Source organism: Streptomyces sp. CA2R106 (assembly GCF_037034245.1).
Taxonomy (GTDB): Bacteria; Actinomycetota; Actinomycetes; order Streptomycetales; family Streptomycetaceae; genus Actinacidiphila.
Genome location: NZ_JBAGKC010000037.1, coordinates 22,633 through 46,929, shown reverse-complemented (window position 1 = coordinate 46,929; position 24,297 = coordinate 22,633). Strand labels below are relative to the sequence as shown.

21 protein-coding genes are annotated in these 24,297 nt (G+C 73.9%); 13 read left to right on the top strand and 8 right to left on the bottom strand.

Features of this window, described 5'->3' with window-relative positions; all coding sequences use genetic code 11:
* The first annotated feature begins 10 nt into the window (after positions 1-10).
* Complete coding sequence (gene treZ / locus WA788_RS32140; RefSeq protein WP_335983500.1) at positions 11-1,765, top strand: malto-oligosyltrehalose trehalohydrolase; 1,755 nt, start codon at positions 11-13, stop codon at positions 1,763-1,765.
* Positions 1,762-1,944 carry a hypothetical protein gene (locus tag WA788_RS32135; protein ID WP_335983498.1) on the top strand — a complete coding sequence of 61 codons (183 nt, stop codon included), beginning with the start codon at positions 1,762-1,764 and terminating at the stop codon, positions 1,942-1,944. Before treZ ends, WA788_RS32135 begins: the two co-directional genes overlap by 4 nt.
* A gap of 36 nt (positions 1,945-1,980) precedes the next feature.
* Here WA788_RS32135 and WA788_RS32130 read toward each other — a convergent pair whose 3' ends face one another.
* Entirely contained in the window at positions 1,981-2,829 is an 849-nt protein-coding gene (locus WA788_RS32130; protein WP_335983496.1) for a polyphosphate kinase 2 family protein, read from the bottom strand.
* A gap of 85 nt (positions 2,830-2,914) precedes the next feature.
* Positions 2,915-3,982: a cell division protein ZapE gene (gene zapE, locus WA788_RS32125; protein WP_335983493.1), complete on the bottom strand. Its 1,068-nt coding sequence runs from the start codon at positions 3,980-3,982 to the stop codon at positions 2,915-2,917.
* Positions 3,983-4,137: 155 nt separating this feature from the next.
* On the opposite strand from zapE, the gene WA788_RS32120 reads away from it, so the two are divergent.
* The 6 genes from WA788_RS32120 (at position 4,138) to WA788_RS32095 (ending at position 9,214) form a co-directional block, all read left to right on the top strand.
* On the top strand, positions 4,138-4,947 hold the full coding sequence (locus WA788_RS32120; RefSeq protein ID WP_335983491.1) for a pyrimidine reductase family protein: 810 nt from the start codon (positions 4,138-4,140) through the stop codon (positions 4,945-4,947).
* Between the two features lie 130 nt (positions 4,948-5,077).
* Complete coding sequence (locus tag WA788_RS32115) at positions 5,078-5,545, top strand: indole-3-glycerol phosphate synthase (protein ID WP_335983489.1); 468 nt, start codon at positions 5,078-5,080, stop codon at positions 5,543-5,545.
* Positions 5,546-5,636: 91 nt separating this feature from the next.
* Positions 5,637-7,040: a UDP-N-acetylmuramate--L-alanine ligase gene (murC, locus tag WA788_RS32110; RefSeq protein ID WP_335983487.1), complete on the top strand. Its 1,404-nt coding sequence runs from the start codon at positions 5,637-5,639 to the stop codon at positions 7,038-7,040.
* A gap of 32 nt (positions 7,041-7,072) precedes the next feature.
* Entirely contained in the window at positions 7,073-7,495 is a 423-nt protein-coding gene (gene msrB, locus WA788_RS32105) for a peptide-methionine (R)-S-oxide reductase MsrB (protein WP_335983485.1), read from the top strand.
* Positions 7,496-7,556: 61 nt separating this feature from the next.
* Complete coding sequence (locus tag WA788_RS32100; protein ID WP_335983484.1) at positions 7,557-8,495, top strand: carbohydrate kinase family protein; 939 nt, start codon at positions 7,557-7,559, stop codon at positions 8,493-8,495.
* Positions 8,496-8,515: 20 nt separating this feature from the next.
* On the top strand, positions 8,516-9,214 hold the full coding sequence (locus WA788_RS32095; protein WP_335983482.1) for a peptidyl-tRNA hydrolase: 699 nt from the start codon (positions 8,516-8,518) through the stop codon (positions 9,212-9,214).
* Positions 9,215-9,376: 162 nt separating this feature from the next.
* Here WA788_RS32095 and hemQ read toward each other — a convergent pair whose 3' ends face one another.
* From hemQ to hemE, 3 genes are all read right to left on the bottom strand, one after another.
* On the bottom strand, positions 9,377-10,150 hold the full coding sequence (gene hemQ, locus WA788_RS32090; protein ID WP_335983480.1) for a hydrogen peroxide-dependent heme synthase: 774 nt from the start codon (positions 10,148-10,150) through the stop codon (positions 9,377-9,379).
* 4 nt (positions 10,151-10,154) lie between these two features.
* Entirely contained in the window at positions 10,155-11,582 is a 1,428-nt protein-coding gene (hemG, locus tag WA788_RS32085) for a protoporphyrinogen oxidase (protein ID WP_335983478.1), read from the bottom strand.
* 73 nt (positions 11,583-11,655) lie between these two features.
* Entirely contained in the window at positions 11,656-12,702 is a 1,047-nt protein-coding gene (gene hemE, locus WA788_RS32080) for a uroporphyrinogen decarboxylase (protein ID WP_335983476.1), read from the bottom strand.
* Between the two features lie 160 nt (positions 12,703-12,862).
* Here hemE and WA788_RS32075 point away from each other — a divergent pair, with 160 nt between their 5' ends.
* The 5 genes from WA788_RS32075 to WA788_RS32055 all read left to right on the top strand — a co-directional run bounded on the left by WA788_RS32075 (position 12,863) and on the right by WA788_RS32055 (position 19,506).
* Positions 12,863-13,486, top strand: coding sequence for a DUF3000 domain-containing protein (locus tag WA788_RS32075; RefSeq protein WP_335983474.1), 624 nt, complete (start codon positions 12,863-12,865; stop codon positions 13,484-13,486).
* A 187-nt stretch (positions 13,487-13,673) separates the two neighbouring features.
* A complete protein-coding gene (locus tag WA788_RS32070) occupies positions 13,674-14,339 on the top strand; it encodes a response regulator transcription factor (RefSeq protein WP_202236784.1) in 666 nt (221 codons plus the stop codon).
* 185 nt (positions 14,340-14,524) lie between these two features.
* Entirely contained in the window at positions 14,525-15,817 is a 1,293-nt protein-coding gene (locus WA788_RS32065; RefSeq protein ID WP_335983470.1) for a ribonuclease D, read from the top strand.
* A gap of 321 nt (positions 15,818-16,138) precedes the next feature.
* Complete coding sequence (locus WA788_RS32060) at positions 16,139-17,383, top strand: thiolase family protein (protein WP_335983468.1); 1,245 nt, start codon at positions 16,139-16,141, stop codon at positions 17,381-17,383.
* Positions 17,380-19,506, top strand: a complete 2,127-nt coding sequence (locus tag WA788_RS32055; RefSeq protein ID WP_335983466.1) for a 3-hydroxyacyl-CoA dehydrogenase NAD-binding domain-containing protein — start codon at positions 17,380-17,382, stop codon at positions 19,504-19,506. The genes WA788_RS32060 and WA788_RS32055 overlap by 4 nt, the downstream gene beginning before the upstream one ends.
* 82 nt (positions 19,507-19,588) lie before the next feature.
* Here the strand turns inward: WA788_RS32055 and WA788_RS32050 are convergent, their stop codons facing one another.
* The 3 genes from WA788_RS32050 to dxs all read right to left on the bottom strand — a co-directional run bounded on the left by WA788_RS32050 (position 19,589) and on the right by dxs (position 24,268).
* Complete coding sequence (locus WA788_RS32050; protein WP_335983464.1) at positions 19,589-20,455, bottom strand: DsbA family protein; 867 nt, start codon at positions 20,453-20,455, stop codon at positions 19,589-19,591.
* 130 nt (positions 20,456-20,585) lie between these two features.
* A complete protein-coding gene (locus WA788_RS32045; protein WP_443034132.1) occupies positions 20,586-22,199 on the bottom strand; it encodes an amino acid permease in 1,614 nt (537 codons plus the stop codon).
* 113 nt (positions 22,200-22,312) lie between these two features.
* A complete protein-coding gene (dxs, locus tag WA788_RS32040; protein ID WP_335983460.1) occupies positions 22,313-24,268 on the bottom strand; it encodes a 1-deoxy-D-xylulose-5-phosphate synthase in 1,956 nt (651 codons plus the stop codon).
* Positions 24,269-24,297: the final 29 nt, after the last annotated feature.

Sequence of the window (24,297 nt, the reverse complement as noted above, 5' to 3'; positions counted from 1 at the left end):
GAGCCGTTGCGTGCTGTTCGAGGTGTGGGCGCCGAACGCCCGCCAGGTGGAGGCGCTGGTCGACGGGCAGCCATACGGGATGGGGCCCGACCCCGCACGCGCCGGCTGGTGGCGGGTGGACGCCCCGGCGGGGCCCGGCACCCGCTACGCCTACCGGCTCGACGGCGGGCCGCCGCTGCCCGACCCGCGCGCCCGCCGCCAGCCCGACGGGCCGGACGGCCCCAGCGCGGTGGTCGACCACGGCGCCTTCCGATGGAGTTCGCCGTGGCCGGGCCGCGGCCTGCCGGGCGCGGTGCTCTACGAGCTGCACGTCGGCACCTTCACCCCCGAGGGGACCTTCGACGCCGCGGCCGAGCGGCTGCCCCACCTGGCCAGGCTCGGCATCACCCATGTCGAGCTGATGCCGGTCTGCCCGTTCCCCGGCACCAACGGCTGGGGCTACGAGGGCGTCTCGCTGTGGGCGGTGCACGAGCCGTACGGCGGCCCCGAGGCGATGAAGCGCTTTGTCGACGCGGCCCACTGCCACGGCCTGGGCGTCGTCCTGGACGTGGTGCACAACCACCTCGGCCCGTCGGGCAACCACCTGCCCCCGTACGGGCCGTACTTCACCGACCGGCACCACACGCCCTGGGGCGACGCGGTCAACCTCGACGCGCCCGGCTCGGACGAGGTGCGGGACTTCCTGATCGGCAGCGCGCTGGCCTGGCTGCGCGACTACCGGCTGGACGGCCTGCGGCTGGACGCGGTGCACGCGCTGGTCGACACCCGCGCGCTGCACTTCCTGGAGGAGCTGTCCACTGCCGTGGACGGGCTGTCGGCGGCGCTGGGCCGCCCACTGTTCCTGATCGCCGAGTCCGACCTCAACGACCCGCGCACCACCGCGCCGCGCGAGGCCGGCGGCCTGGGGCTGCACGCGCAGTGGAACGACGACTTCCACCACGCCCTGCACACCGCGGTCACCGGCGAGGCCCAGGGCTACTACGCCGACTTCGCCGCCGCCGGCCCCGCCGCGCTCGCCAAGGTCCTCACCCACGGCTTCTTCCACGACGGCGCCTGGTCGTCCTTCCGCGGCCGCCACCACGGCCGCCCGCTGGACCCGGCGACGGCGCCCGCGCACCGCCTGCTCGGCTACGCCCAGACCCACGACCAGGTCGGCAACCGCGCCACCGGCGACCGGCTCACCCCCGAGCAGCTCGGCACCGCCGCCGCGCTGGTGCTCACCTCGCCGTTCACCCCGATGCTGTTCATGGGCGAGGAGTGGGGCGCCACCACGCCCTGGCAGTTCTTCACCGACCACGGCGACCCGGAGCTGGCCGCGGCCATCACCCGGGGGCGGCGGCGGGAGTTCGCCGCGCACGGCTGGGCCGAGGAGGACGTGCCCGACCCGCAGGACCCGGCCACCCGCGACCGCTCCTGCCTGGACTGGGCCGAGGCCGGCAAGCCCGGGCACCGCGAACTGCTGGAGTGGTACCGGGCGCTGATCGCCCTGCGGCGGGCCGAACCCGAGCTGGCCTCGCCCCGGCTGGACACGGTGACGGCCACCGCGGGCGGGCGCACCCTGCGGATCGCCCGCGGCCCCTTCCGGGTGCTGGTGAACTTCTCCGACGCCCCCGCGCGCATCCCCCTCAACACGCCCTGCGAGGTGCTGCTGGCCCGCCCCGCCTGCCGCACCCTGCCCGGCCCTGCCGTCCAGCTCCCCCCACGCGGGGCGGCCGTCCTGCGCGCCCACGACACCGGACCCGCGCAGGCTACGGTGGAGCCGTGAGCGATTCCCCGCAGGTCCCCGCAGAGACGGCCGAGGCAGCCGCCGATCCGGCCGCCGAGCCCCGTGCCGACTGCGTGCTGTGCGGGGAGCCCACCGAGTACCCCGACAGCACCAAGGGCGCGACCCTCTGCCCGGTCTGCGCCTGGCAGGAGGCCCAGCGCACCGCCTGCTCCGGCTGAGGCGGCTCAGCCGGTTCCGGCAGATGCGGGGACGGCTCAGGTGGCGAGCAGCAGCCTGCGGTACTTCGCCACGTCGAGATCCGGCTGCGGGTAGGCCGGGCGGAGCTGCTCCAGGTGCTCCAGCAGCAGCCGGCTGACCGCCCAGTTCCGGTACCACTTGCGGTCCGCCGGCACCACGTACCAGGGCGCGGCCTCGGTCGAGCACCGCGCGAGCACCGCCTCGTACGCCTCCCGGTACGCCGGCCAGCGCTCCCGCTCAAAGACGTCGTCCGGGCTGAACTTCCAGTGCTTGTCCGGGCGTTCGAGCCGCGCCAGCAGCCGTGCGCGCTGCTCCTCGGGGCTGATGTGCAAGAACACCTTCAGCAGGCTCACCCCGCTCTCCGCGAGGGACTGCTCGAACCGGTTGATGGCCGCGTAGCGGCGGCTCCACACCGAGCGGGGCACCAGGTCGTGGACCCGGACGATCAGCACGTCCTCGTAGTGCGACCGGTCGAAGACCCCGATCTCCCCCGCCTGCGGCAGCGCCCGCCGCACCCGCCACAGGAAGTCGTGCCGCCGCTCCTGCGCGGTCGGGGCCTTGAACGCCCGCACCCGAAGGCCCGCCGGGTTCAGCCCGGACACCACGTGCTTGACGGTGCCGCCCTTGCCCGAGGTGTCCATCCCCTGGAGGACCACCAGCACCCGGCGCGGGTCCCCGCCCACCGCGCTCTGCGCGAACAGCCGCTCCTGGAGTTCCGCGAGCCGCGGGCGCATCTCCTGAATCCCGGCCAGCCCCGCCGCCTTGCCCTTCGGCCCGCCCGGCGTCCCCCGCGGGTCGTACGCCGCCAGGTCCACCGCGCCGCCGCGCGCCTCGACCCGCAGCCTCGCACTCAGCTTCTCCGCCATCCCCCGATCCTCCCCTGTTCTCCCCGGGTCCGCCCGTGCTCGGGCCGCGGGGGACCAGGCGGGGTGGGAATCAGGCGGGGCGGGATCAGGCCAGGCGGGAGGAGTCGCGGGCCAGGGAGGTGAGGCGGGACACCGCGCGGAAGTACTTCTTGCGGTAGCCGCCGCTGAGCATCTCCGGGGAGAAGAGCTGGTCGAAGGGCACCCCGGAGGCCATGACGGGCACCTCGCGGTCGTAGAGCCGGTCGGCGAGGACGACCAGGCGCAGCGCGGCCGCCTGGTCGGTGACCTGCCGCACCCCGCGCAGGAAGACCGCGTCGACCCCGTCGACGAGGGCGCCGTACCTGCTGGGATGCACCTGCGCGAGGTGCGCGGCGAGCGGCTCGAAGTCGTCGAGCGCGGCGCCGGGGGTGCGGACGGCTGCCGCGGTGACCTGCTCGTCGCCGTAGGGCTGCGGCGCCTGCGGCAGCCCGCGGTGCCGGTAGTCCTCCCCGTCGATCCGCAGGGACGTGAACTGCGCGGACAGGCCCTGGATCTCCCGCATGAAGTCGGCGGCGGCGAAACGTCCCTCCCCGAGCCTGCCGGGCAGCGTGTTGGACGTGGCCGCCAGGCGCACCCCGGCGGCGGCGAGCCGGGACAGCAGGGTGGAGACCAGCACCGTGTCCCCGGGGTCGTCCAGCTCGAACTCGTCGATGCAGACCAGCCGGTGGGAGCTGAGCGCGTCGACCGCCGTGCGGAAGCCGAGCGCGCCCACGAGGTTGGTCAGCTCCACGAAGGTGCCGAACGCTTTCTGCGCGGGCGGTGCGTCGGTGGCGTGCCACAGCGAGGCGAGCAGGTGGGTCTTGCCGACGCCGTAGCCGCCGTCGAGGTAGACGCCGGTGGGCGCCGGGGGCTGCTCGGGCGCCTTGCCGCGGAACCACCTGCGGCGGCCGGTGCCGGCCGCGGGCGTGCCGAGCCCGGCGGCGAACTGCTCCAGGGCGCGCACGGCGCGGGCCTGGCTGGGCTGGTCCCGGTCCGGGACGTAGCTGGAGAAGCGCACCGCGTCGAACCGCGGCGGCGGCACCAACTCGGCGAGCAGCCGCTGGGTGTCGACGCGCGGGTCACGCTCCGCGAGCACGACCGGTGCGGTTATTCCTGCGGCGACATCTGCTTGCACGGCATCCCACCTTACTCTCCGCCGGGCGCACCCCCCGCGGGTGGGTGGGGCGTACCACGGGGGTGCCGCGGGGCGCTGCGGGGGCGCCGCGGGCCGGTGGCAGGGCGCCCAAGGGGCAGGGGGCGCCCTGCCCGGCCGGGTGGGAGACTGCGGAAATGCAGCAACTGTTCCCCCCGCTCCCCCTGCCGGGGCCGGCCGCCGCGCCCGCGGTGGACCTGGCCGACGCCTACGCGTACCCGCCGCGGGAGGCGGGCCCCTACCTCCGGGCGAACATGGTCGCCTCGCTCGACGGCGCCGCGACCCACGACGGCGCCTCGGCGCCGCTGTCCTCCGCCGCCGACATGCGGATCTTCGGCACCCTGCGGGCGCTGGCCGACGTGGTCGTGGTCGGGGCCGAGACCGTCCGGCAGGAGGGGTACCGCCCGGGCAAGGCCCGCCCGTCGTTCGCCGAGCGCCGCGCGGCCGACGGCCAGACCCCCGCCCCGGCCATCGCCGTGCTCAGCCGCCGGCTGGACCTGGACTTCTCGGCGCCGCTGTTCACCGCCGCGCTCACCCCGACGCTGGTGCTCACCGGCACCGGCGCGGACCCGAAGGCGCTGGCGGCCGCGCAGGCGGCGGGGGCGCGGGTGGTGACCGCGGGCGAGGGTGCCGGGGTGGACCCGGTGCGCGCGGTGCGGGAGCTGGCGGCGCTGGGCCTGACCCGGCTGCTGCACGAGGGCGGCCCGCGGGTGCTGGCGCAGTTCACGGCGGCCGGGGTGGTGGACGAGCTGTGCCTGACGGTGGCGCCGCTGACCGTCGGCGGCGGCGCGCCGCGGATCATGGACGGGCCCGGCCAGGGCACCCCGACCCGCTTCGCGCCGGTGTCGGTCCTGGAGGAGGACGGCTTCCTGTTCACCCGGTACGTCGAACGGCGCCGGCTCGAACAACTCGGCGTCAAGCCGGCGGAGGCGCAGGTCACGGCATAAGGCACTCTCCCGGGGGACCTGCGGCCGAAAAAAGCGGATTCGATCGTTCCGCTTCGCGTGGCGTGGGGACAATGGAACCGGTGCCCGGCGAAGATCGGGGCCTCGCTCGCGAGAGAGAAGGACGCGTCCCGTGTTCACGACCGTACTCATGATCGAGAAGCCGCTCGCCTCGGCCGATGTGGAGCTGGTCACCACGCTCCACGGCGACGAGCAGGTCTCCTTCGTCGTGCTCATGCAGCCGCGCGGCGACCAGGACCGCCTGCTGCGTGCCGTGGACGACGTGGCGCTCGGCTACCTCGACGACGCCGCCCGGGAGAACGAGATCCCGGAGGGCCAGGCCGCCTACCAGCCCGCCGAACTCGCCCTCGCGCACTCCCTGGAGGCGCTGCGGGCCACCGGCGCCCCGGCCGAGGGCGAGGTGGTGCAGAGCCACCCGCTGGACAAGCTCAAGGCCGTGGTGGAGCAGTCCGGGGCCGACGAGGTGGTGGTGCTGACCGCGCCGCACTTCGTGGAGGAGTTCTTCCACCGCGACTGGACCTCCCGGGCCCGGCACAAGGTGGGCGTGCCCGTGCTGAAGCTCTTCGCGCAGCACGACTGAGCCTGCGGGTGCGCCCGTCGAGAAAACCGCGTCGCACATGTGCCACGATCGGGGCTCCGGCACACCCACGATCCACCCTGGAGACCCGCGCATGAGCCCGTCCGGCCCGCCCGTACCCCCCGACCTGGACCGACCGCACTTCATCGGCATCGGCGGCGCCGGGATGTCGGGGATCGCGAAGATCCTCGCCCAGCGCGGGGCGCGGGTGGCCGGCAGCGACGCGAAGGACTCCGAGACCGCGCAGGCGCTGCGCGCGCTCGGCGCCACCGTGCACCTCGGGCACGACGCGGCGCACCTGGCGCCGGACGCGTCGGCGGTCGTGGTCTCCAGCGCGATCCGGGCGCAGAACCCGGAGCTGGCCGCGGCCCGGGAACGAGGGCTGCCGGTGGTGCACCGCAGCGACGCGCTGGCCGCGCTGATGGCCGGCACCACCCCGATCGCGGTGGCGGGCACCCACGGCAAGACCACCACCACCTCGATGCTCGCGGTGGCGCTGACCGCGCTGGGCCTGGACCCGTCCTACGCGATCGGCGGCGACCTGGACGCGCCGGGGTCCAACGCGCACCACGGCGGCGGGGAGATCTTCGTCGCCGAGGCCGACGAGTCCGACCGCAGCTTCCACCGCTACGCCCCGCAGGTCGCGGTGGTGCTCAACGTGGAACTGGACCACCACGCCAACTACGCCTCCCTGGAGGAGGTCTACGAGTCCTTCGAGGAGTTCGTCGGCAGGGTGCGGCCCGGCGGCACCCTGGTGGTCTCCGCCGACCAGCCCGGCGCGGTCGAGCTCACCGGCCGGGTCCGGGACCTCGGCGGCCTGAACATCGTCACCGTCGGCGAGGCCGAGGGCGCCGACGTGCGGATCACCCGGATCAACCCGCGCGGCCTGACCAGCGAGGTCAGCGTGCTGCTCGACGGCCGCATGCTCACCTTCACGGTGTCGGTGCCCGGCAGCCACTACGCGCACAACGCGGTCGCGGCCCTCGCCGCGGGCATCGCCGCCGGCGCCCCGGCCCGCAACCTGGCCTCCGCGCTGGCGAAGTACACCGGCGTCAAGCGCCGGCTCCAGCTCAAGGGCGAGGCGGCCGGCGTCCAGGTGATCGACTCCTACGCCCACCACCCGACGGAGATGGCCGCCGACCTGACCGCGATCCGCCAGGCCACCGACGGCGGCCGGGTGCTGGTGGTCTTCCAGCCGCACCTGTTCAGCCGGACCAGGGAGCTGGGCACCGAGATGGGCGGCGCGCTCGCGCTGGCGGACGCCTCGCTGGTGCTGGACATCTACCCCGCCCGCGAGGACCCGCTGCCCGGGATCACCAGCGAGCTGATCGTGTCGGCGGCCGAAGCCGCGGGCGCCGACGTCACCGCGGTGCACGGCGCGGACGCGGCGGTGGAGCGGGTGGCGGGAATGGCGAAGCCCGGTGACCTCGTTCTCACCATGGGGGCGGGTGACGTGACGGAGCTCGGCCCCCTGATCCTCGCCCGGCTCGCCGACTGAGCCCGGTCGAAGGCCCGTCTGAGGAGGTTCGCATGTCGCAGGACGCACGCAACTACCCGGTCGACAAGACCGAGGAGCAGTGGCGCGCCGAGCTGTCCCCGCAGGAGTACGCGGTGCTGCGCCAGGCCGGCACCGAGCGCCCGTTCACCGGTGAGTACACCGACACCAAGACCGAGGGCGTCTACTCCTGCCGGGCCTGCGGCGCGGAGCTGTTCCGGTCGGACACGAAATTCGAGTCGCACTGCGGCTGGCCGTCCTTCTACGACCCGGCCGCCACCGACGCGGTCGAGCTGATCGAGGACCGGTCGCTGGGCATGGTGCGGGTGGAGGTGCGCTGCGCCACCTGCGGCTCGCACCTCGGCCACGTCTTCGAGGGCGAGGGGTACCCCACGCCCACCGACCAGCGGTACTGCATCAACTCGGTCTCGCTGCGGCTGGCCCCCGCGAGCAGCTGACCGCGTCCCGTCAGGCCCCCGGTAAGGTGATCGCCCACACACCGAACCGGGGGGATGGGCCGTGGCCGAGCACAGCGGAGCCGGCAGCAGCCGGGCGGACGCCGACGAGCGGTACGAGGTGCTGGTGGTCGGTGGCTGCGGCGTCGACACCATCGTCCGGGTCGACGAACTGAAGATCCCCGGCAGCGACTCGGTGTCGGTGCCGCCGGTTCGCGACTACGTCGCCCACACCGGCAACGGCGTCGCCCTGGGCTTCCACGCCCTGGGCCGCCGCACCAAGTTCATCGACTTCCTCGGCGACGACGTGCCCGGCCGGCTGATCCTCGACCGGTACGCCTCGGTGGGCCTGGACTTCGACCACCTGCTCGCGCCCGAGGGCACCCCGCGCAGCGTCAACCTCGTCGACCGGGAGGGCCGCAGGTTCTCCTTCTTCGACGGCCGGCACCCCGCCGACCTGCTGATGCCGCTCGCCTTCTGCGGCCCCCACCTGGACCGCGCCGACCACGTCCACCTCTCCCGCTCCCACGTCAACCGCGAGCTGTTCGAGGTGTGCCGGCAGCGCGGGGTGCCGGTCTCGACCGACATCCACGTCTGGGACGGCGCCGACCCGTCGGCCCACCCCTGGGCGTACGGCGCCGACTACGTCTTCATGAGCGCCGCCACCGTCAAGGAGCGGGCCCCCGACGTGCTGCGGGACATCGTCGCCCGCGGCCGGGCCCGGCTCGCGGTGGCCACCGACGGCGCCGACGGGTCGTACGTCCTCCAGCGGGAACGGCCCGACCTGGTACGGCACTTCCCCGCGGTGCGGCCCGAGCGGCCGGTGGTGGACAGCAACGGCGCGGGCGACGCCTATGTCACCGCCTTCCTGCACACCCTGTTCGACGGCGGCGACCTCGACCAGTGCGCGCGGGCCGGCGCCGTCTCGGGCGCGTTCGCCTGCGGGCACCACGGCACCCACGAGGTGCAGATCACCGCCGCCGAACTGGCCGCGGCCCTGTGAGCCGGTGGCAGACTGGCGAGGTGAGCAGCCCTTTCCCGCACGAGGCGGACGACCGTGACGCCGCGCCCCAGTACGTCCTGCCCCTGGTGGTCCGGATCGAGCGCGACGCGCCCCCGGCCCGCACCGACGCCCTCCAGACCGCGGCCCGCGCCGTGCTGACGCTGCTGTCCGACGAGCGGGCGACCGCCGAGGACGGCGTGTGGACGCAGGCGGTCACCGCCTGGCAGGACGCGCGCATCCGCAAGGTCGTACGGCGCGCCCGCCGCGCCGAGTGGCACCGGGCGGAGGCGCTGCCGGGCATCACCGTGACCGGCGAGCACGCCGAGGTCCGGGTCTTCCCGCCGATCCCGCTCGACGGCTGGCCGAAGGACCTCGCCCGGCTCCAGGTCTCCGGCACCGAGCTCGACGACCCCGAGCCGCCCGCGCCCGCGGACCCGGCCGAACCGGTGCTGTGGATGGCACCGGACCTCACGATGTCCGCGGGCAAGGCGATGGCCCAGGCCGGCCACGGCGCCCAACTCGCCTGGTGGGCGCTGTCCGCCGAGGAGCGCCGCGCGTGGCGGCGGGCGGGGTTCCCGCTTGCCGTCCGCACGGCCGCCCCGGCGCAGTGGAAGACCCTCACCGACTCCGGGCTGCCCCTGGTCCGCGACGCCGGCTTCACCGAGGTCGCCCCCGACTCCGCCACGGTCATCGCGGATCATCCGGCGCTCCGGAGCTAGCGGGACCCTCCGGGGTGGTGGGTACTGCTGGTTCCGGGACCACCCGCCGGCGGTGGGCTGGTCGCGCCGTTCTCCCCCAGAGCTTCGCCTGGGAGGTGCCCCCACGCGCCCCTGAATATGCTCGGGTCGCCCCGGGGCAAGCACGCGGCGAGCCGCACTTCGTCAGGCGAGCCCGGCGATGAGTTCGGCGACGGGGCGGCGGCGGCCGGTGTAGAAGGGAACCTCTTCCCGGACGTGCAGCCGCGCCTCGGAACCGCGCAGGTGCCGCATGAGGTCCACGATCCGGTGCAGCTCGTCCGCCTCGAACGCGAGAATCCACTCGTAGTCGCCGAGCGAGAAGGACGCCACGGTGTTGGCCCGCACGTCCGGGTAGCCGCGCGCCATCTTGCCGTGGTCGGCGAGCATCCTGCGGCGGTCCTCGTCGGGCAGCAGGTACCAGTCGTAGGAGCGGACGAAGGGGTACACGCTGATGTACGCGCGGGCCTCCTCGTCGGCGAGGAACGCCGGGACGTGCGACTTGTTGAACTCGGCGGGCCGGTGCAGCGCCATGTTGGACCACACCGGGGCGAGCGTGCGCCCGAACCTCGTACGGCGGAAGAGGTTGTAGGCGTCCTGGAGCGCCTCCGCGGTCTCCGCGTGCCACCAGATCATCAGATCGGCGTCGGCGCGCAGGCCGGACAGGTCGTACGTGCCGCGCACGGTGACGTCCTTCGCGGCGAGCTGCGCGAACAGCTCCTCCACCTCGTCCGCGTACCCGGTGCGGTCGGCCGGCAGCACGTCCTTGAGCCGGAAGACCGACCAGAGCGTGTAGCGGATGACCTCGTTGAGGTCCTTGGCCTTCTTGCCCGCGTTGGCGGGCCGGGCGTGCGCGGAGTCGGCGGAGTCGGCGGCAGCGGCGGAGTCGAGGGGGGCGCGGTCGGCGGTCGAGTCGGTCATACGGCTATTCTCCCGCGCCGCCCGCGCCGTTCGGCACCAGGGTGGCCAGGATCGCGGCGGCGGCCCGGCGGCCGCCGGCGACGCAGGCGGGGATGCCGACGCCGTCGTACACCGCGCCGCACAGCGCCAGGCCCGGCAGCTTCGCGGTGTCCTCCCGCACCCGCCGCATCCGGTCCAGGTGCCCGACGGCGTACTGCGGCAGCCCGCCGTCCCAGCGGGTGACCCGGGCGGCGACCGGCGCGGCCCGCAGGCCGACCGCCTCCCCCAGGTCGTCCCGGGACAGCCGCACCAGGTCGGTGTCGTCCCAGGCCAGGTCCGCGGTCTCGCCGTGCCGCCCGACGGAGGTGCGCAGCACGAACACGTCGTCGCCGGCCTTGTCGAGCCAGCCCCACTTGCGGCTGGAGAAGGTGGCCGCCTTGATCGTCCGGCCGTCCACCGGCGGCACCAGGAAGCCGCTGCTGAGCGGGAGTTGGAGCGCGTCCCGGCGGCGGAAGGCCATGGTGACCAGCGCCATGCTCGCGTACTCCACCGCGGACAGCTCGGCGGCGGCCACGGGCGCTTCCGCCGCCAGCAGCGCGGCGGCGGCCGGCGCGGGCGCCGCGACGACCACCGCGTCGGCGGTCAGCTCACGGCCGGCGAGGCCGACCCGCCAGCCGTGCGGGCCGGTGCGCCGCAGCTCCCGTACGGCGGTGCCGGTCTCGATCCGCACCCCGGCGGCGCGGCAGGCGTCCGCCACCGCGAGCGGCAGCCGGCCGATCCCGCCGCGGATGCCGTTGAAGACCGGGCCGCTGCCGCTGCCCGCGGCCGCCTTGCGCTGGATGCCGCGGGCCGCCTCGATCAGCGAGCGGCGGTCGCGGGCGGCGGCGAAGAGCTGCGGCACCGCGGCGCGCAGCGAGATCTGGTACGAGTCGCCCGCGTAGACACCGCCGAGCAGCGGCTCCACCAGCCGGTCCACCACCTCGTGGCCCAGCCGCGCCGCCACGAAGGTGCCCACCGCCGTGTCCTCGCCGATCTCCGTGCGGGGCAGCACATGGTCCAGCGGGAGGCGGGCCAGTCCCGCCGTCGACAGCACCCCGGAGGCGGCCAGCGGCGCCAGGTCGCCGGGCACGCCCATCACATGGCCCTTGGGCAGCGCCCGCAGCCGGCCGCGCGTCCACAGCGCCGCGCCGCCCACGGCGGGCGGCTGGAGGTCGTCCCCGAGGCCCACCTCACGCGCCAACTCGACCGCCTCCGGCCGCCTGGCCAGGAGCGACTCCGCCCCCAGGTCCACCGGCGCACCCGCGATCTCGTCCGCGTGCAGCTTCCCGCCGAGGCGCTGCGCGGCTTCCAGCAGGGTGACCCGCGCCCCGCCCTTCGCCAGCTCCAGCGCCGCGGTCAGCCCGGAGATCCCGCCGCCGACCACCACCACCTGCTTGTCCCGCGTCCCGCTCATCCCCCCACTCTCCCAGGTGCCAGGGGTGCCCTGTCCCGCCGGGGTGGGTGGTGGTGCCGGTCGCGGGCGGCGGTCAGTGCGCGGTGGCGGTGTGGACGTACTCCACGAGGCGGGTGAGCGCGTCGGGGTCGGTGGCCGGCAGCACGCCGTGGCCGAGGTTGAAGACGTGGCCGGTGCCGGCGGCGTGTGCGGCGGCGAGGACCTCCGCGGCCTTCTCCTCGACCGCGGAGGTCGGCGCGAACAGGACGGAGGGGTCCAGGTTGCCCTGGAGTGCCTTGCCGGGCCCGACCCGGCGGGCCGCCTCGTCCAGGGGCACCCGCCAGTCGACGCCGACGACGTCCGCCCCGGCCTCGCCGAAGAGCCCGAGCAGTTCGCCGGTGCCGACCCCGAAGTGGATGCGGGGCACGCCGTACCCGGCGACGGCGTCGAAGACCTTGGTGGAGGCGGGCATGACGTAGCGCCGGTAGTCGGCGGGGGCGAGGGCGCCGACCCAGGAGTCGAAGAGCTGCACCGCGCTGGCGCCGGCCTCGATCTGGACCTTGAGGAAGGAGATGGTGATGTCGGCGAGCCGGTCGAGCAGGTCGCGCCACAGCTCGGGCTCGCCGTACATCATCGCCTTGGTGCGCTCGTGGTTGCGGGAGGGCCCGCCCTCCACGAGGTAGCTGGCGAGGGTGAAGGGCGCCCCGGCGAAGCCGATCAGCGGGGTGGCGCCGAGTTCCGTGGTGAGCAGGCCGACCGCCTCGGTGACGTAGGAGACGTCGTCGGGCTCCAGGTCGCGCAGCACGCCGAGGTCGGCGCGGGTGCGGACCGGGGTGCCGACCACCGGGCCGACCCCGGGCTTGATGTCCAGGTCGACGCCGATCGCCTTGAGCGGCACCACGATGTCGCTGTAGTAGACCGCCGCGTCCACGCGGTGCCGCCGCACCGGCTGGAGGGTGATCTCGGCGACCAGTTCGGGCCGGGTGCAGGACTCCAGCATCGGGATGCCCTCGCGCGCCTTCAGGTACTCGGGCAGCGACCGCCCGGCCTGGCGCATGAACCACACGGGGGTGTGCGGCACCGGCTCGTGCCGGCAGGCGCGGATGAACGGGGAAGCAGCGGTCAGCTGGTGCGCACTCACCCCCGAATCCTCCCACGCCCGGGGCGCCGCCTCGCCATGGTGCCCCGGGCCCCGCGGCCGCCCCCGGCACCGGGCGAAAGTGCGCCCGGGCGGCAGCACGCCGTGACACAAGGGGTGTTGATGCGGGCGTGCGGGTGGGCGGCGGCCTAGTCTTCCGGGCATGGCTGCGGTTCACGGGCACTCGCCGGACGAGGCTCCCTTCTCCTTCCGGCGCGCGGTGGACGGTCTGCGGACCGCCCGGCTCCGCTCCGAGGTGCGGATCGAGGAGGTGCCGGCGCCGCGCCGGCTCGCCTCGTACGCGTTCGCGCTGGAGGCGACGGTGCTCGCCGACGGGGAGGAGCTGGCCGACGGCCGGCTGGTGCTGCTGCACGAGCCGGACGGCCACGACGCGTGGCACGGCGAGTTCCGGGTGGTCACCCTGGCGCGGGCCGAACTGGAGCCGGAGATGGCCGGCGACCCGCTGCTGCCGGAGGTGAGCTGGTCGTGGCTGACCGGGGCGCTGGCCACCCGCGGCGCGGGCTACCACGAGCCGAGCGGCACCGTGTCGCGGGCGTCCTCGCACTACTTCGGCGCTCTGGCCGACCGCCGGGACGACACGCAGATCGAGATCCGCGCGTCCTGGACGCCGTACGAGCGGCCGGAGGCGGGGCCGGACACGGCGGCGCACCTGGTGGCCTGGTGCGACCTGCTGTGCGCGTGTGCGGGCCTGCCGCCGTCCGACGGCCCGGACCTGCCAGGACGGCCGGTCAGCGGCGTGGTGCCGCTGCCGAAGCGCCGCACCTGACGGTCCGCCGGGCCTGCCCCGCGCCCCGGCGCGGCCCTCGTCGGGCCCGTCGTCGGCACGCCTTCGCCCGGCCATCCGATTCGCCCGGAATTGTTCTCCAACAAATCGTGATCTTTCCCTAAAGCCGGGAGCAATTGCTGCCGAAGGAGACTGTGACCGTTTCAGTCCCCTTTGCACAGGAGGCCCGGTGTCCGTTCTTCTCGAGCAGCCCACGAGCCTGGTCGCCTACCGTCCCAGCAAGCCGACGGCCATGGTCGTCGTGGCCGACCCCCGGGTTCGCTCCACTGTCACCCGACACCTGTGGGCACTCGGAGTCCGGGACGTGATCGAGGCTTCCTCCATCGCCGAAGCCCGCCCCCGGGTCGGCAACCCGCGCGACATCTGCGTCGCCGAGGTCCACCTGCCCGACGGCTCCGGCCTGACCCTCCTCGCTGAGACCCGCGCGGCCGGCTGGCCGAACGGCCTGGCGCTGTCGGCCGCCGACGACATCGGCGCGGTGCGCAACGCCCTGGCCGGCGGCGTGAAGGGCTATGTCGTCACCGGCACCCGCAACACCGCCGGCGCGCTGGCCGGCCGCCCCGGCCTGGCTCCGCTGGGCGCCACCGCGGCCCGGATGCAGCGCCGCCCGCCGGGCGTGCCCGGCCACCCGGGCGGCTACCGCGAGCTGTCCGGCCGCGAGGTCGAGGTGCTGCGGCTGGTCGCGGAGGGCCAGTCCAACAAGGCGATCGGCGTGTCCATGGGCCTGTCGGCGCTCACCGTGAAGAGCCACCTGGCCCGGATCGCCCGCAAGCTGGGCACCGGCGACCGGGCCGGCATGGTCGCGGTGGCGCTGCGCACCGGCATCATCCACTGAGCCGGCGCCGGTCGGCGGCCCCGGGCGGAACGTTCCGCCGCGGCGCCGCCGACCACCGCGGGACCGGGTCCGCGCGCCGCCGCGGCACCGCCCGGCACCCCGTCCGCGGCCATGACAGGGACCGATCGGCAGCCGGGCCGCGACGTAGATCCACCACCGCGGCCCACCCCGGCTACCCTTGACAGGTGACCGACGCCAAAGAGACCGCAATCCAGGAACCATCGGCGCCGGTCCCGCTGCTGGACCCGCGCGAGGGAATCCCGCCGGTGACCGCCAGCCCGGAGGCCCTCGCGGAAGTCGTCGCGGCCTTCGCCGCGGGCACCGGTCCGGTCGCCATCGACGCCGAGCGCGCCTCCGGCTACCGCTACGGGCAGCGGGCCTACCTGGTCCAGCTGCGCCGCACCGGGGCAGGGACCGCGCTGATCGACCCGGTCGGGTGTCCCGACCTGTCCGCCTTGGGCGAGGTGCTGGCCGGCACCGAGTGGGTGCTGCACGCCGCCACCCAGGACCTGCCCTGCCTGTACGAGCTGGGCATGCGGCCGACCACGCTCTTCGACACCGAACTGGCCGGACGGCTGGCCGGGTTCGCCCGGGTCGGCCTGGGCGCCATGGTGGAGAACGTGCTGGGCTTCACCCTGGAGAAGGGCCACTCCGCCGTCGACTGGTCCACCCGGCCGCTGCCGGAGCCCTGGCTGCGGTACGCGGCGCTCGACGTGGAGCTGCTGGTCGACCTGCGCGACGCGCTGGAGGAGGAACTGCGCGGCCAGGGCAAGCTGGACTGGGCGCTCCAGGAGTTCGCCGCGATCGCCGCCGCCCCGCCGCCGGCGCCCCGGGTGGACCCCTGGCGCCGTACCTCCGGCATGCACAAGGTGCGCCGCCGGCGGCAGATCGGCATCGTCCGCGAGCTGTGGGAGGCCCGCGACCGCACGGCCCGGGAGCGGGACGTCTCGCCGGGCCGGGTGCTCACCGACGCGGCCATCGTCACCGCCGCCCTGGAGGTGCCGCCGAACGTCCACGCGCTCGCGGCGCTGCCCGGCTTCGGCCACCGCATGGGCCGGCGGCAGCTGGAGCAGTGGCAGGCGGCCGTCGACCGGGCCCGGGCCCTGCCGGAGCGCGAACTCCCGCAGCCCACGGCCGCCTACACCGGGCCGCCCCCGCCGCGCGCCTGGGCGGACAAGGACCCGGTCGCCGCCGCCCGGCTGTCCGCGGCCCGCGCGGCCGTCTCGGCGCTGGCCGAGGAGCTCAACCTCCCGCAGGAGAACCTCGTCACCCCCGACACCGTCCGCCGGGTCTGCTGGACCCCGCCGGCCGAGATCACCCCGGAGAACGTCGCGGCCGCCCTGACCGCGCTCGGCGCCCGCCCCTGGCAGGTCGCCCTCAACACTCCCCTGCTGACCAAGGCCCTCACCACCCAGCCCCCGGCCGCCCCGGTCACGCCGCCGAGCACCCCTCCGACCACCCCTCCGACCACGGAGTAACCCCAAGTAACGTCAAAGGGCCGTCCTCCCCCGGGCGGCCCTTCGGTGTGACCTACGCCGCAGCCCGGGGTAAGAGTATGCACACCGGTTACCGATGAGTAGCATGGACGTCGGTGGTTGCGCGCACCCTGCGGAACAGCTCCACCCGCACGGCCAGCATCCGCCCGGGTCCGCCGGTGAGCGAGCCGAAGGGGGCGCCGGTGTCGAAAGGGAGAGCACGCGCAGGTCCCGAGGGACGAGGGACCGAGCATGGTCGACTGTCGACACCGGGTCGAAGCCCCCGGAGGCGAGCCGAACACAAAAAGACAGAAAGGTCGCATCGTGCCTCGTACCGCGAGGGAGGTCGTCTTCGTCGACGGCGTCCGCACCCCGTTCGGCAAGGCGGGCCCGAAGGGCATCTACCACGAGACCCGCGCCGACGACCTGGTGATCAAGTCCATCCGCGAGCTGCTGCGCCGCAACCCCTCGCTCGACCCGGCCAAGGTCGACGAGGTCGCCGTCGCGGCCACCACGCAGATCGGCGACCAGGGCCTGACCCTGGGCCGCACCGCGGGCATCCTCGCCGGACTGCCCACCACCGTGCCCGGCTTCTCCATCGACCGCATGTGCGCGGGCGCGATGACCGCGGTGACCACCACCGCCGGCGGCATCGCCTTCGGCGCGTACGACGTGGTGGTGGCCGGCGGCGTGGAGCACATGGGCCGGCACCCGATGGGCGAGGGTGTGGACCCCAACCCGCGGTTCGTCTCCGAGAAGCTGGTCGACGAGTCCGCGATGTTCATGGGCATGACCGCCGAGAACCTGCACGACCGCTTCCCGCGGCTGACCCGGCAGCGCGCCGACGAGTACGCGCTGCGCAGCCAGGAGAAGGCCGCGAAGGCGTACGCGAACGGGAAGATCCAGCAGGACCTGGTGCCGATCGCGATCCGCCGCACCACTGCGGTCGAAAGCGGCTCCGCCGCCGGCTCGGCCGGCGAGACCGGCTGGGGCCTGGCCACCGCCGACGAGCCGATGCGCCCGGACACCACGCTGGAGCGGCTGGCCGGGCTGAAGACGCCCTTCCGGCCGCACGGCCGGGTCACCGCGGGCAACGCCGCGGGGCTCAACGACGGCGCCACCGCCTCGCTGCTCGCCGCCGAGGACGTGGCCCGCGAGCTGGACCTGCCGGTGAAGATGCGCCTGGTGTCGTACGCCTTCGCCGGCGTGGAGCCCGAGGTGATGGGCATCGGCCCGATCCCGGCCACCGAGAAGGCGCTCGCCAAGGCGGGCCTGGGCATCGAGGACATCGGCCTGTTCGAGGTGAACGAGGCGTTCGCCGTGCAGGTGCTGTCCCTGCTGGACCACTACGGCATCGCCGACGACGACCCGCGGGTCAACCAGTACGGCGGCGCCATCGCCTTCGGCCACCCGCTGGCCTCCTCCGGGGTGCGGCTGATGAACCAGCTCGCCCGGCAGTTCGAGGAGCAGCCGCACGTGCGGTACGGCATCACCACCATGTGCGTCGGCTTCGGCATGGGCGGCACGGTCATCTGGGAGAACCCGAACTTCGACGGGAGCGGCAAGTGAGTTCCACCGCAGAGCTGCTGAGGGGCGCGGCCGAGCTGTTCCCCGGCGAGGTCGTCACGCAGGCGCAGGTACGACACCTGGACCTGCCCGGCGCCGGCCGGTTCGCGCTGATCACCCTCGACAACGGCTTCGACCACACCAAGCCGACCACGCTCGGCCCGCAGTCGCTGGCGAACATCGACGCGGCCCTGGACCAGGTCGAGAAGGAGGCCGCGGCCGGCGAGATCGTCGGCGTCGGGGTCACCGGAAAACCGTTCATCTTCGCGGTCGGCGCGGACCTCAAGGGCGTGGAGCTGCTGACCCGGCACGAGGACGCGCTCGCCATCGGGCGCGGCGGCCATGACGTGCTCAAGCGGTTCCAGTCGCTGGCGGTGCCGACGTTCGCGTACTACAACGGCGCCGCGATGGGAGGCGGCGTCGAGATCGGCCTGCACTGCTCCTACCGCACGGTCTCCGCGTCGGTGCCGGCGTTCTCGCTGCCCGAGGTCTTCCTCGGCCTGGTGCCCGGCTGGGGCGGCTGCACGCTGCTGCCGAACCTGATCGGCGCCGACCGCGCGGTGACCGTCATCATCGAGAACTCGCTCAACCAGAACCGCCAGCTCAAGGGCGCCCAGGTGTACGAACTGGGCATCGCCGACGCGCTGTTCGAGGCGGCGGACTTCCTGGAGCAGTCGCTGGCCTGGACCGCTGCGGTGCTCAAGGGCGAGATCGAGGTGACCCGCACCGAAGTGGACCGCGGCGAGGCATGGGACCAGGCGGTGGCGCGCGGCCGGTTCATCGCGGACGGCAAGGTGCACGGCGCCGCCCCGGCCGCCTACCGGGCGCTGGACATCATCGCGGCCGCCAGGGCCGGCGACCTGCGCAAGGGCTTCGAGGCGGAGGACGCCGCGCTCGCCGACCTGATCATGGGCGGCGAACTGCGGTCGGGCATCTACGCGTTCAACCTGGTGCAGACGCGCGGCAAGCGCCCGGTCGGCGCCCCCGACAAGTCGCTGGCCCGCCCGGTGAACAAGGTCGGCGTGGTCGGCGCGGGCCTGATGGCCTCCCAGCTGGCACTGCTCTTCGCGCGCCGCCTCCAGGTGCCGGTGGTGCTGACCGACATCGACCAGGCGCGGATCGACAAGGGCGTGGGCTACGTCCACGGCGAGGTCGACAAGCTGCTGGGCAAGGGGCGGATCGGCCAGGACCAGGCGAACCGGCTCAAGGCCCTGGTCACCGGCCACCTGGACAAGGCGGCGGCGTTCGGCGACGCGGACTTCGTGATCGAGGCCGTCTTCGAGGAGATGGGCGTCAAGCAGCAGGTCTTCGCCGAACTGGAGGCGGTGGTCCGGCCGGACGCGATCCTGGCGACCAACACCTCCTCGCTGTCGGTCTCGGAGATGGCCGCGAAGCTGGCGCACCCCGAGCGGGTGGTCGGCTTCCACTTCTTCAACCCGGTCGCGGTGCTGCCGCTGCTGGAGATCGTGCGCGCCGAGGCCACCGACGACCCGTCGCTGGCGACCGCGTTCGCGGTGGCGAAGCAGCTGAAGAAGACCGCGGTGCTGGTCAAGGACGCGCCCGCGTTCGTGGTCAACCGCATCCTGACCCGCTTCATGGGCGAGATCCAGAACGTCATCGACGAGGGCACGCCGGTCGCCGTCGCCGAGAAGGCGGTCGAGCCGCTCGGGCTGCCGATGTCGCCGCTGGTGCTGCTGGAGCTGGTCGGCCCTGCGATCGGCCTGCACGTCTCCGAGACGCTGCACGGCGCCTTCCCGGACCGCTTCACCGTCTCGCCGAACCTGGCGGCCGTGGTGAAGGCCGGCAAGCGCGGCTTCTACGTCTACGACTCCGGTGCGCCGGAGCTGGACCCGGAGGTCGCGGCGCTGCTCCAGCAGGGCGACACCGTCCTGACCGAGGAGCAGGTGCGCGCCCGGGTGCTGGACGCGGTGGCGCAGGAGATCGGCCTGATGCTCGCCGACGGTGTGGTGGCCGAGGCGCAGGACATCGACCTGTGCCTGATCACCGGGGCCGGCTGGCCCTTCCACCTCGGCGGGATCACCCCCTACCTGGACCGCGAGGGCGTCTCGGAGCGGGTGAACGGCTCGCCGTTCCTGGCGCCGGGCGTGGCGAGTGTCCCGGCCTGACAGACCCCCATGACGACCGTGCCCGGTCGCCTCCCGTCCAGGGTGGCGACCGGGCACGGTCGTGTCGTACGGGGAGCCGGTGTCAGCTGAGGGCGGGCGAGGCGGTCGGGGTGGCCTGGAGCGCGATCACGCGCTTGGCCTCCTTGTTGACCATGGTGCGCAGCTTGGCCGGGGTGAGCGAGGTGCGGACGTCCTTGACCGGCTTGTCGTTGATCTCCAGCGCGGGCACCTGGCCGAGGCCGGAGTGGGCGAAGTCGGCCTGGGACTTGATCACCCAGCCCTTGTGGTCGCCCTGCTCGATGCACGGCTCGAAGTTGGCCATCTTGATCTTCTTGGCCTTGTGCGCCAGCGACTTGATGAGCTTCTCGCTGCCGAGGCCGCCGCTGTGCGGGTCGGGCTGGTGGTCCCAGACCTCCTGCACGAACTGGGTGAACCGGCCCTGGTCCTGCGCGCAGGCGGCCGCGTTGGCGGCGTACTGCGAGCTGCTGCCGCCGTAGGTGCGGTCCGAGGCGGTGACGAGCTGGTAGTGGATCTGCACCTGGCCGGTGGTCAGCAGTTGGCGCAGCACGTCCTGGTACTCCTGCGCGAACGCCTTGGAGTCGGGGCTGCGCAGGTCCTCGTAGACGGTGATGGTGACCGGGACCGACGGGCGCACCGCCACCTGGAGGTTGGGGCCGCTGCTCGCGGTGGGGGTGGGGCTCGCGGTGCTGCTCAGGTCCACCGGGCCGGTCGGCGCCACCGCGGGGCCGACGGCGCCGGACGGGGCCGACACCTTGTCGTCCTTGGAGGCGCGCACGTGCGCGCCGATCAGCGCGGAGCCGCCGAAGACCACGACGACCGCCATGATGCCGACCGCGTACGGCCGTATCTTGGCGAGCGGGCCCTTCCGCTTCTTCTTCGCCGGCGCCGCCGCGCCGCCGCTCTTGCCGGGTCCCTTGGACTCCGTCATGCCTACGCCACCTCGATCGTCCCGCACTGCTCTCGCGCATTTCTACCACCGCCGCGGCCCGGCCCGGAAAACGGGTGGCCCGGGCCCCGGCGGCGGCCCCCGGCGGGCCGGGGCGGGCGGCCGCGGCGGGTCAGTCGCGGCGCGCGAGGCGGCTGTGGCCGCGGCCGTAGCCGAAGTAGATCGCGAAGCCCAGCGCCATCCATCCGGCGAACCGCAGCCACGTCTCCACGCTGAGGTTGATCATCAGCCACAGCGACGCGCACACCGACAGCACCGGCAGCACCGGCACCCACGGCGCCCGGAAGGCCCGCGGCAGGTCGGGGCGGGTGCGGCGCAGCACCACCACGCCGACGGCGACGACGACGAACGCGAAGAGCGTGCCGATGTTCACCATCTCCTCCAGCTGCCCGACGGTGAAGAACCCGGCGATCATTGCGACGACCACCCCCAGCAGCACGGTGGTGCGGTAGGGCGTGCCGAAGCGCGGGTGGACCCGGGAGAAGGCGCGCGGCAGCAGTCCGTCGCGGCTCATCGCGAAGAACACCCGGGTCTGGCCGAGCAGCAGGATCATCACCACCGACGTCAGGCCGACCGCGGCGCCGAAGCTGATCAGGCCGGACCAGAAGGGCGCGCCGACCGCCTTGAACGCGCTGGCCAGGGGGGCGCTGGTGTCCAGCTCCGAGTACTTCTGCATCCCGGTGACCACCAGCGACACCGCGACGTACAGCACGGTGCACACCACCAGCGAGCCGAAGATGCCGCGCGGCATGTCCCGCTGCGGGTGGCGGGTCTCCTCCGCGGCGGTGGCCACGATGTCGAAGCCGATGAAGGCGAAGAAGACCACCGCGGCGCCGGAGAAGATCCCCATCACGCCGAACGACGACGGGGTGAAGCCGAACGCCGCCTGCACCAGCGGCGCGTGCAGGGTCGATCCGGCGCCGGTGTTGCTCTGGGAGGGCGGCAGGAACGGCGAGTAGTTGCTGCCGGTGACGTAGAAGAGCCCGGCGAAGATCACCAGCAGCACCACGGTGACCTTCACCGCGACGACCAGGCCGGTGACCCGCGCCGACAGCTTCATGCCGGCCATCACGATGCCGGTGAGCACCAGCACCAGGGCGGCGGCGAGGACGTCGAAGCCGTAGTGGCCGCTTTTGTGGCTGAGCTGGTCGGGCACGGTGATGCCCACGTTGTTCAGCAGGTTGGTGACGTAGCCGGACCAGCCGCCGGCCACCACGCCCGCGCCGAGCGCCAGTTCCAGCACCAGGTCCCAGCCGATGATCCAGGCCGGCAGCTCGCCGATGGAGGCGTAGCTGAAGGTGTAGGCCGAGCCGGCGACCGGCACGGTGGAGGCGAACTCCGCGTAGCACAGGGCCGCCAGCCCGCAGACGACGGCCGAGGCGATGAAGGACAGCGCGATGGCCGGGCCCGCGTACTGCTTGGCGACCGCGCCGGTCACCACGAAGATGCCGGTGCCGACGATGACTCCGACGCCGTAGACGATCAGGTCGAGCGCCGACAGTTCCTTGCGCAGGCCGTGCTCGGGGTCCTCGGTGTCCGCGATGGACTGCTCGATGGTCTTGGTACGGAACACCCCTTGCCGTGGCGTCGTCGACGTCGCCTCGCGCGTGCCCAGATCCACAGGCGCACCTCCATCGGATCGCTGCGCCGCCCAGGCCGGTCCCGGTGCGGTGCTGGTTACTCCACTGCGGTGGATCACCTCACCCGTCAAGGCGCGCCTACACATCCCTCGACGGCGCAGGGGGTCCACCCGTGCGGGTGAACCCCCTGGTACGCGCCGGCGGGCGCCTGCGGCGCCGTACAGGGCCGCGGTGGCGGCGTGCGGCGGTCAGCGCGCCGTCAGTCCCGGCTGACCTCGCCGGCGGCGTCCACGGTGCCCGCGGTGCCGACGGTGCCTGCCTCGTCGGCGAACCGGCCGTCGATGGTGGCGACCACCCCCGTCACCTGGCGGGCGATGTCCGGCGCGGTGAGGCCGATGGCGGCCAGCACGTCCTTGCGCGAGCCGTGCGCGAGGAACTGCGGCGGGATGCCGAAGTCCCGCAGCGGGACATCCACTTCGGCGTCGCGCAGTGCCTGCGCGATCGCGGAGCCGACGCCGCCGACCCGGCCGTTGTCCTCGACGGTGACGACCACCCGGTGCCGGGCGGCGAGCTTCGGCAGCTCGGCGTCGACCGGCTTGACCCAGCGCGGGTCCACCACGGTGGAGGTGATGCCCTGGGCGTCGAGCAGCGCGGCGACCTCCAGGCACATCGGGGCGAGCGCGCCGACGGAGACCAGCAGCACGTCGGGGCGGTCGGTGCCGTCCGCGGGGGCGCGCAGCAGGTCCATGCCGCCGATCCGGCCGACCGCGGCGACCGCGGGGCCGACCGCGCCCTTGGAGTAGCGCACCACGGTCGGGGCGTCGTCGACCTCGACGGCCTCTCGCAGCTGTGCGCGGACCTGGTCGGCGTCGCGCGGGGCGGCGATCCGCAGGCCCGGCACCACCTGGAGGATCGACATGTCCCACATGCCGTTGTGGGAGGCGCCGTCGCTGCCGGTCACCCCGGCCCGGTCCAGGACGAAGGTCACCCCGCACTTGTGCAGGGCGACATCCATCAGCACCTGGTCGAAGGCGCGGTTGAGGAAGGTGGCGTAGACGGCGAAGACCGGGTGCAGGCCGCCGGTGGCCAGGCCCGCCGCGGAGGTCGCGGCGTGCTGCTCGGCGATGCCGACGTCGTAGACGCGGTCGGGGAACGCCTTGGCGAACTTCGTCAGCCCCACCGGGTGCAGCATGGCCGCGGTGATGGCGACGATGTCCGCGCGCTCCTTGCCGAGTTCGAGCATCTCGTCGCCGAAGACGGAGGTCCAGTCGGCGCCGCCGGCCGCGACCGGCAGCCCGGTGTCGGGGTGGATCGGGCCGATGCCGTGGAAGCGGTCGGTCTCGTCGCGCTCGGCGGGGGTGTAGCCGCGGCCCTTCTCGGTGATGCAGTGCACGATGACCGGGCCGCGGAAGCGCTTGGCGCGCTGGAGCGCGGACTCCACCGCCTCGATGTCGTGGCCGTCGATCGGGCCGAGGTACTTCAGCCCCAGGTCCTCGAACATGCCCTGCGGGGTGACGAAGTCCTTCAGGCCCTTCTTGGCGCCGTGCAGCGTTTCGTAGAGCGGCTTGCCGATCAGCGGGGTGCGCTCCAGCACCTCCTTGGTGCGGGCGAGGAACTGCTCGTAGCCGTCGGTGGTGCGCAGGGTGGCGAGGTGGTTGGCCAGGCCGCCGATGGTCGGCGAGTAGGACCACTCGTTGTCGTTGACCACGATGACCAGCGGGCGGTGCTTGGCGGCGGCGATGTTGTTCAGCGCCTCCCAGGCCATGCCGCCGGTCAGGGCGCCGTCGCCGATCACGGCGACCACCTGGTCGTCGCGGCCGAGCAGTTCGTTCGCCTTGGCCAGGCCGTCGGCCCAGCCGAGCACGGTGGAGGCGTGGCTGTTCTCGATGACGTCGTGCTCGGACTCCGCGCGCGAGGGGTAGCCGGACAGGCCGCCGGTGCTCTTGAGCTTCGCGAAGTCCTGCCGGCCGGTGAGCAGCTTGTGCACGTACGCCTGGTGGCCGGTGTCGAACAGCACCCGGTCGGCCGGCGAGTGGAAGACCCGGTGCAGCGCGATGGTCAGCTCGACGACGCCGAGGTTGGGACCGAGGTGGCCGCCGGTCTTCGAGACCGCGTCGACGAGGAAGTCCCTGATCTCCTCGGCCAGTTCGACCAGCTGCTGCGGGTTGAGCCGGTCGAGGTCGCGGGGTCCGTTGATACGGGTCAGCAGTGCCACCCGTGCCTCCTCTTCCTAGCGCGCACTTG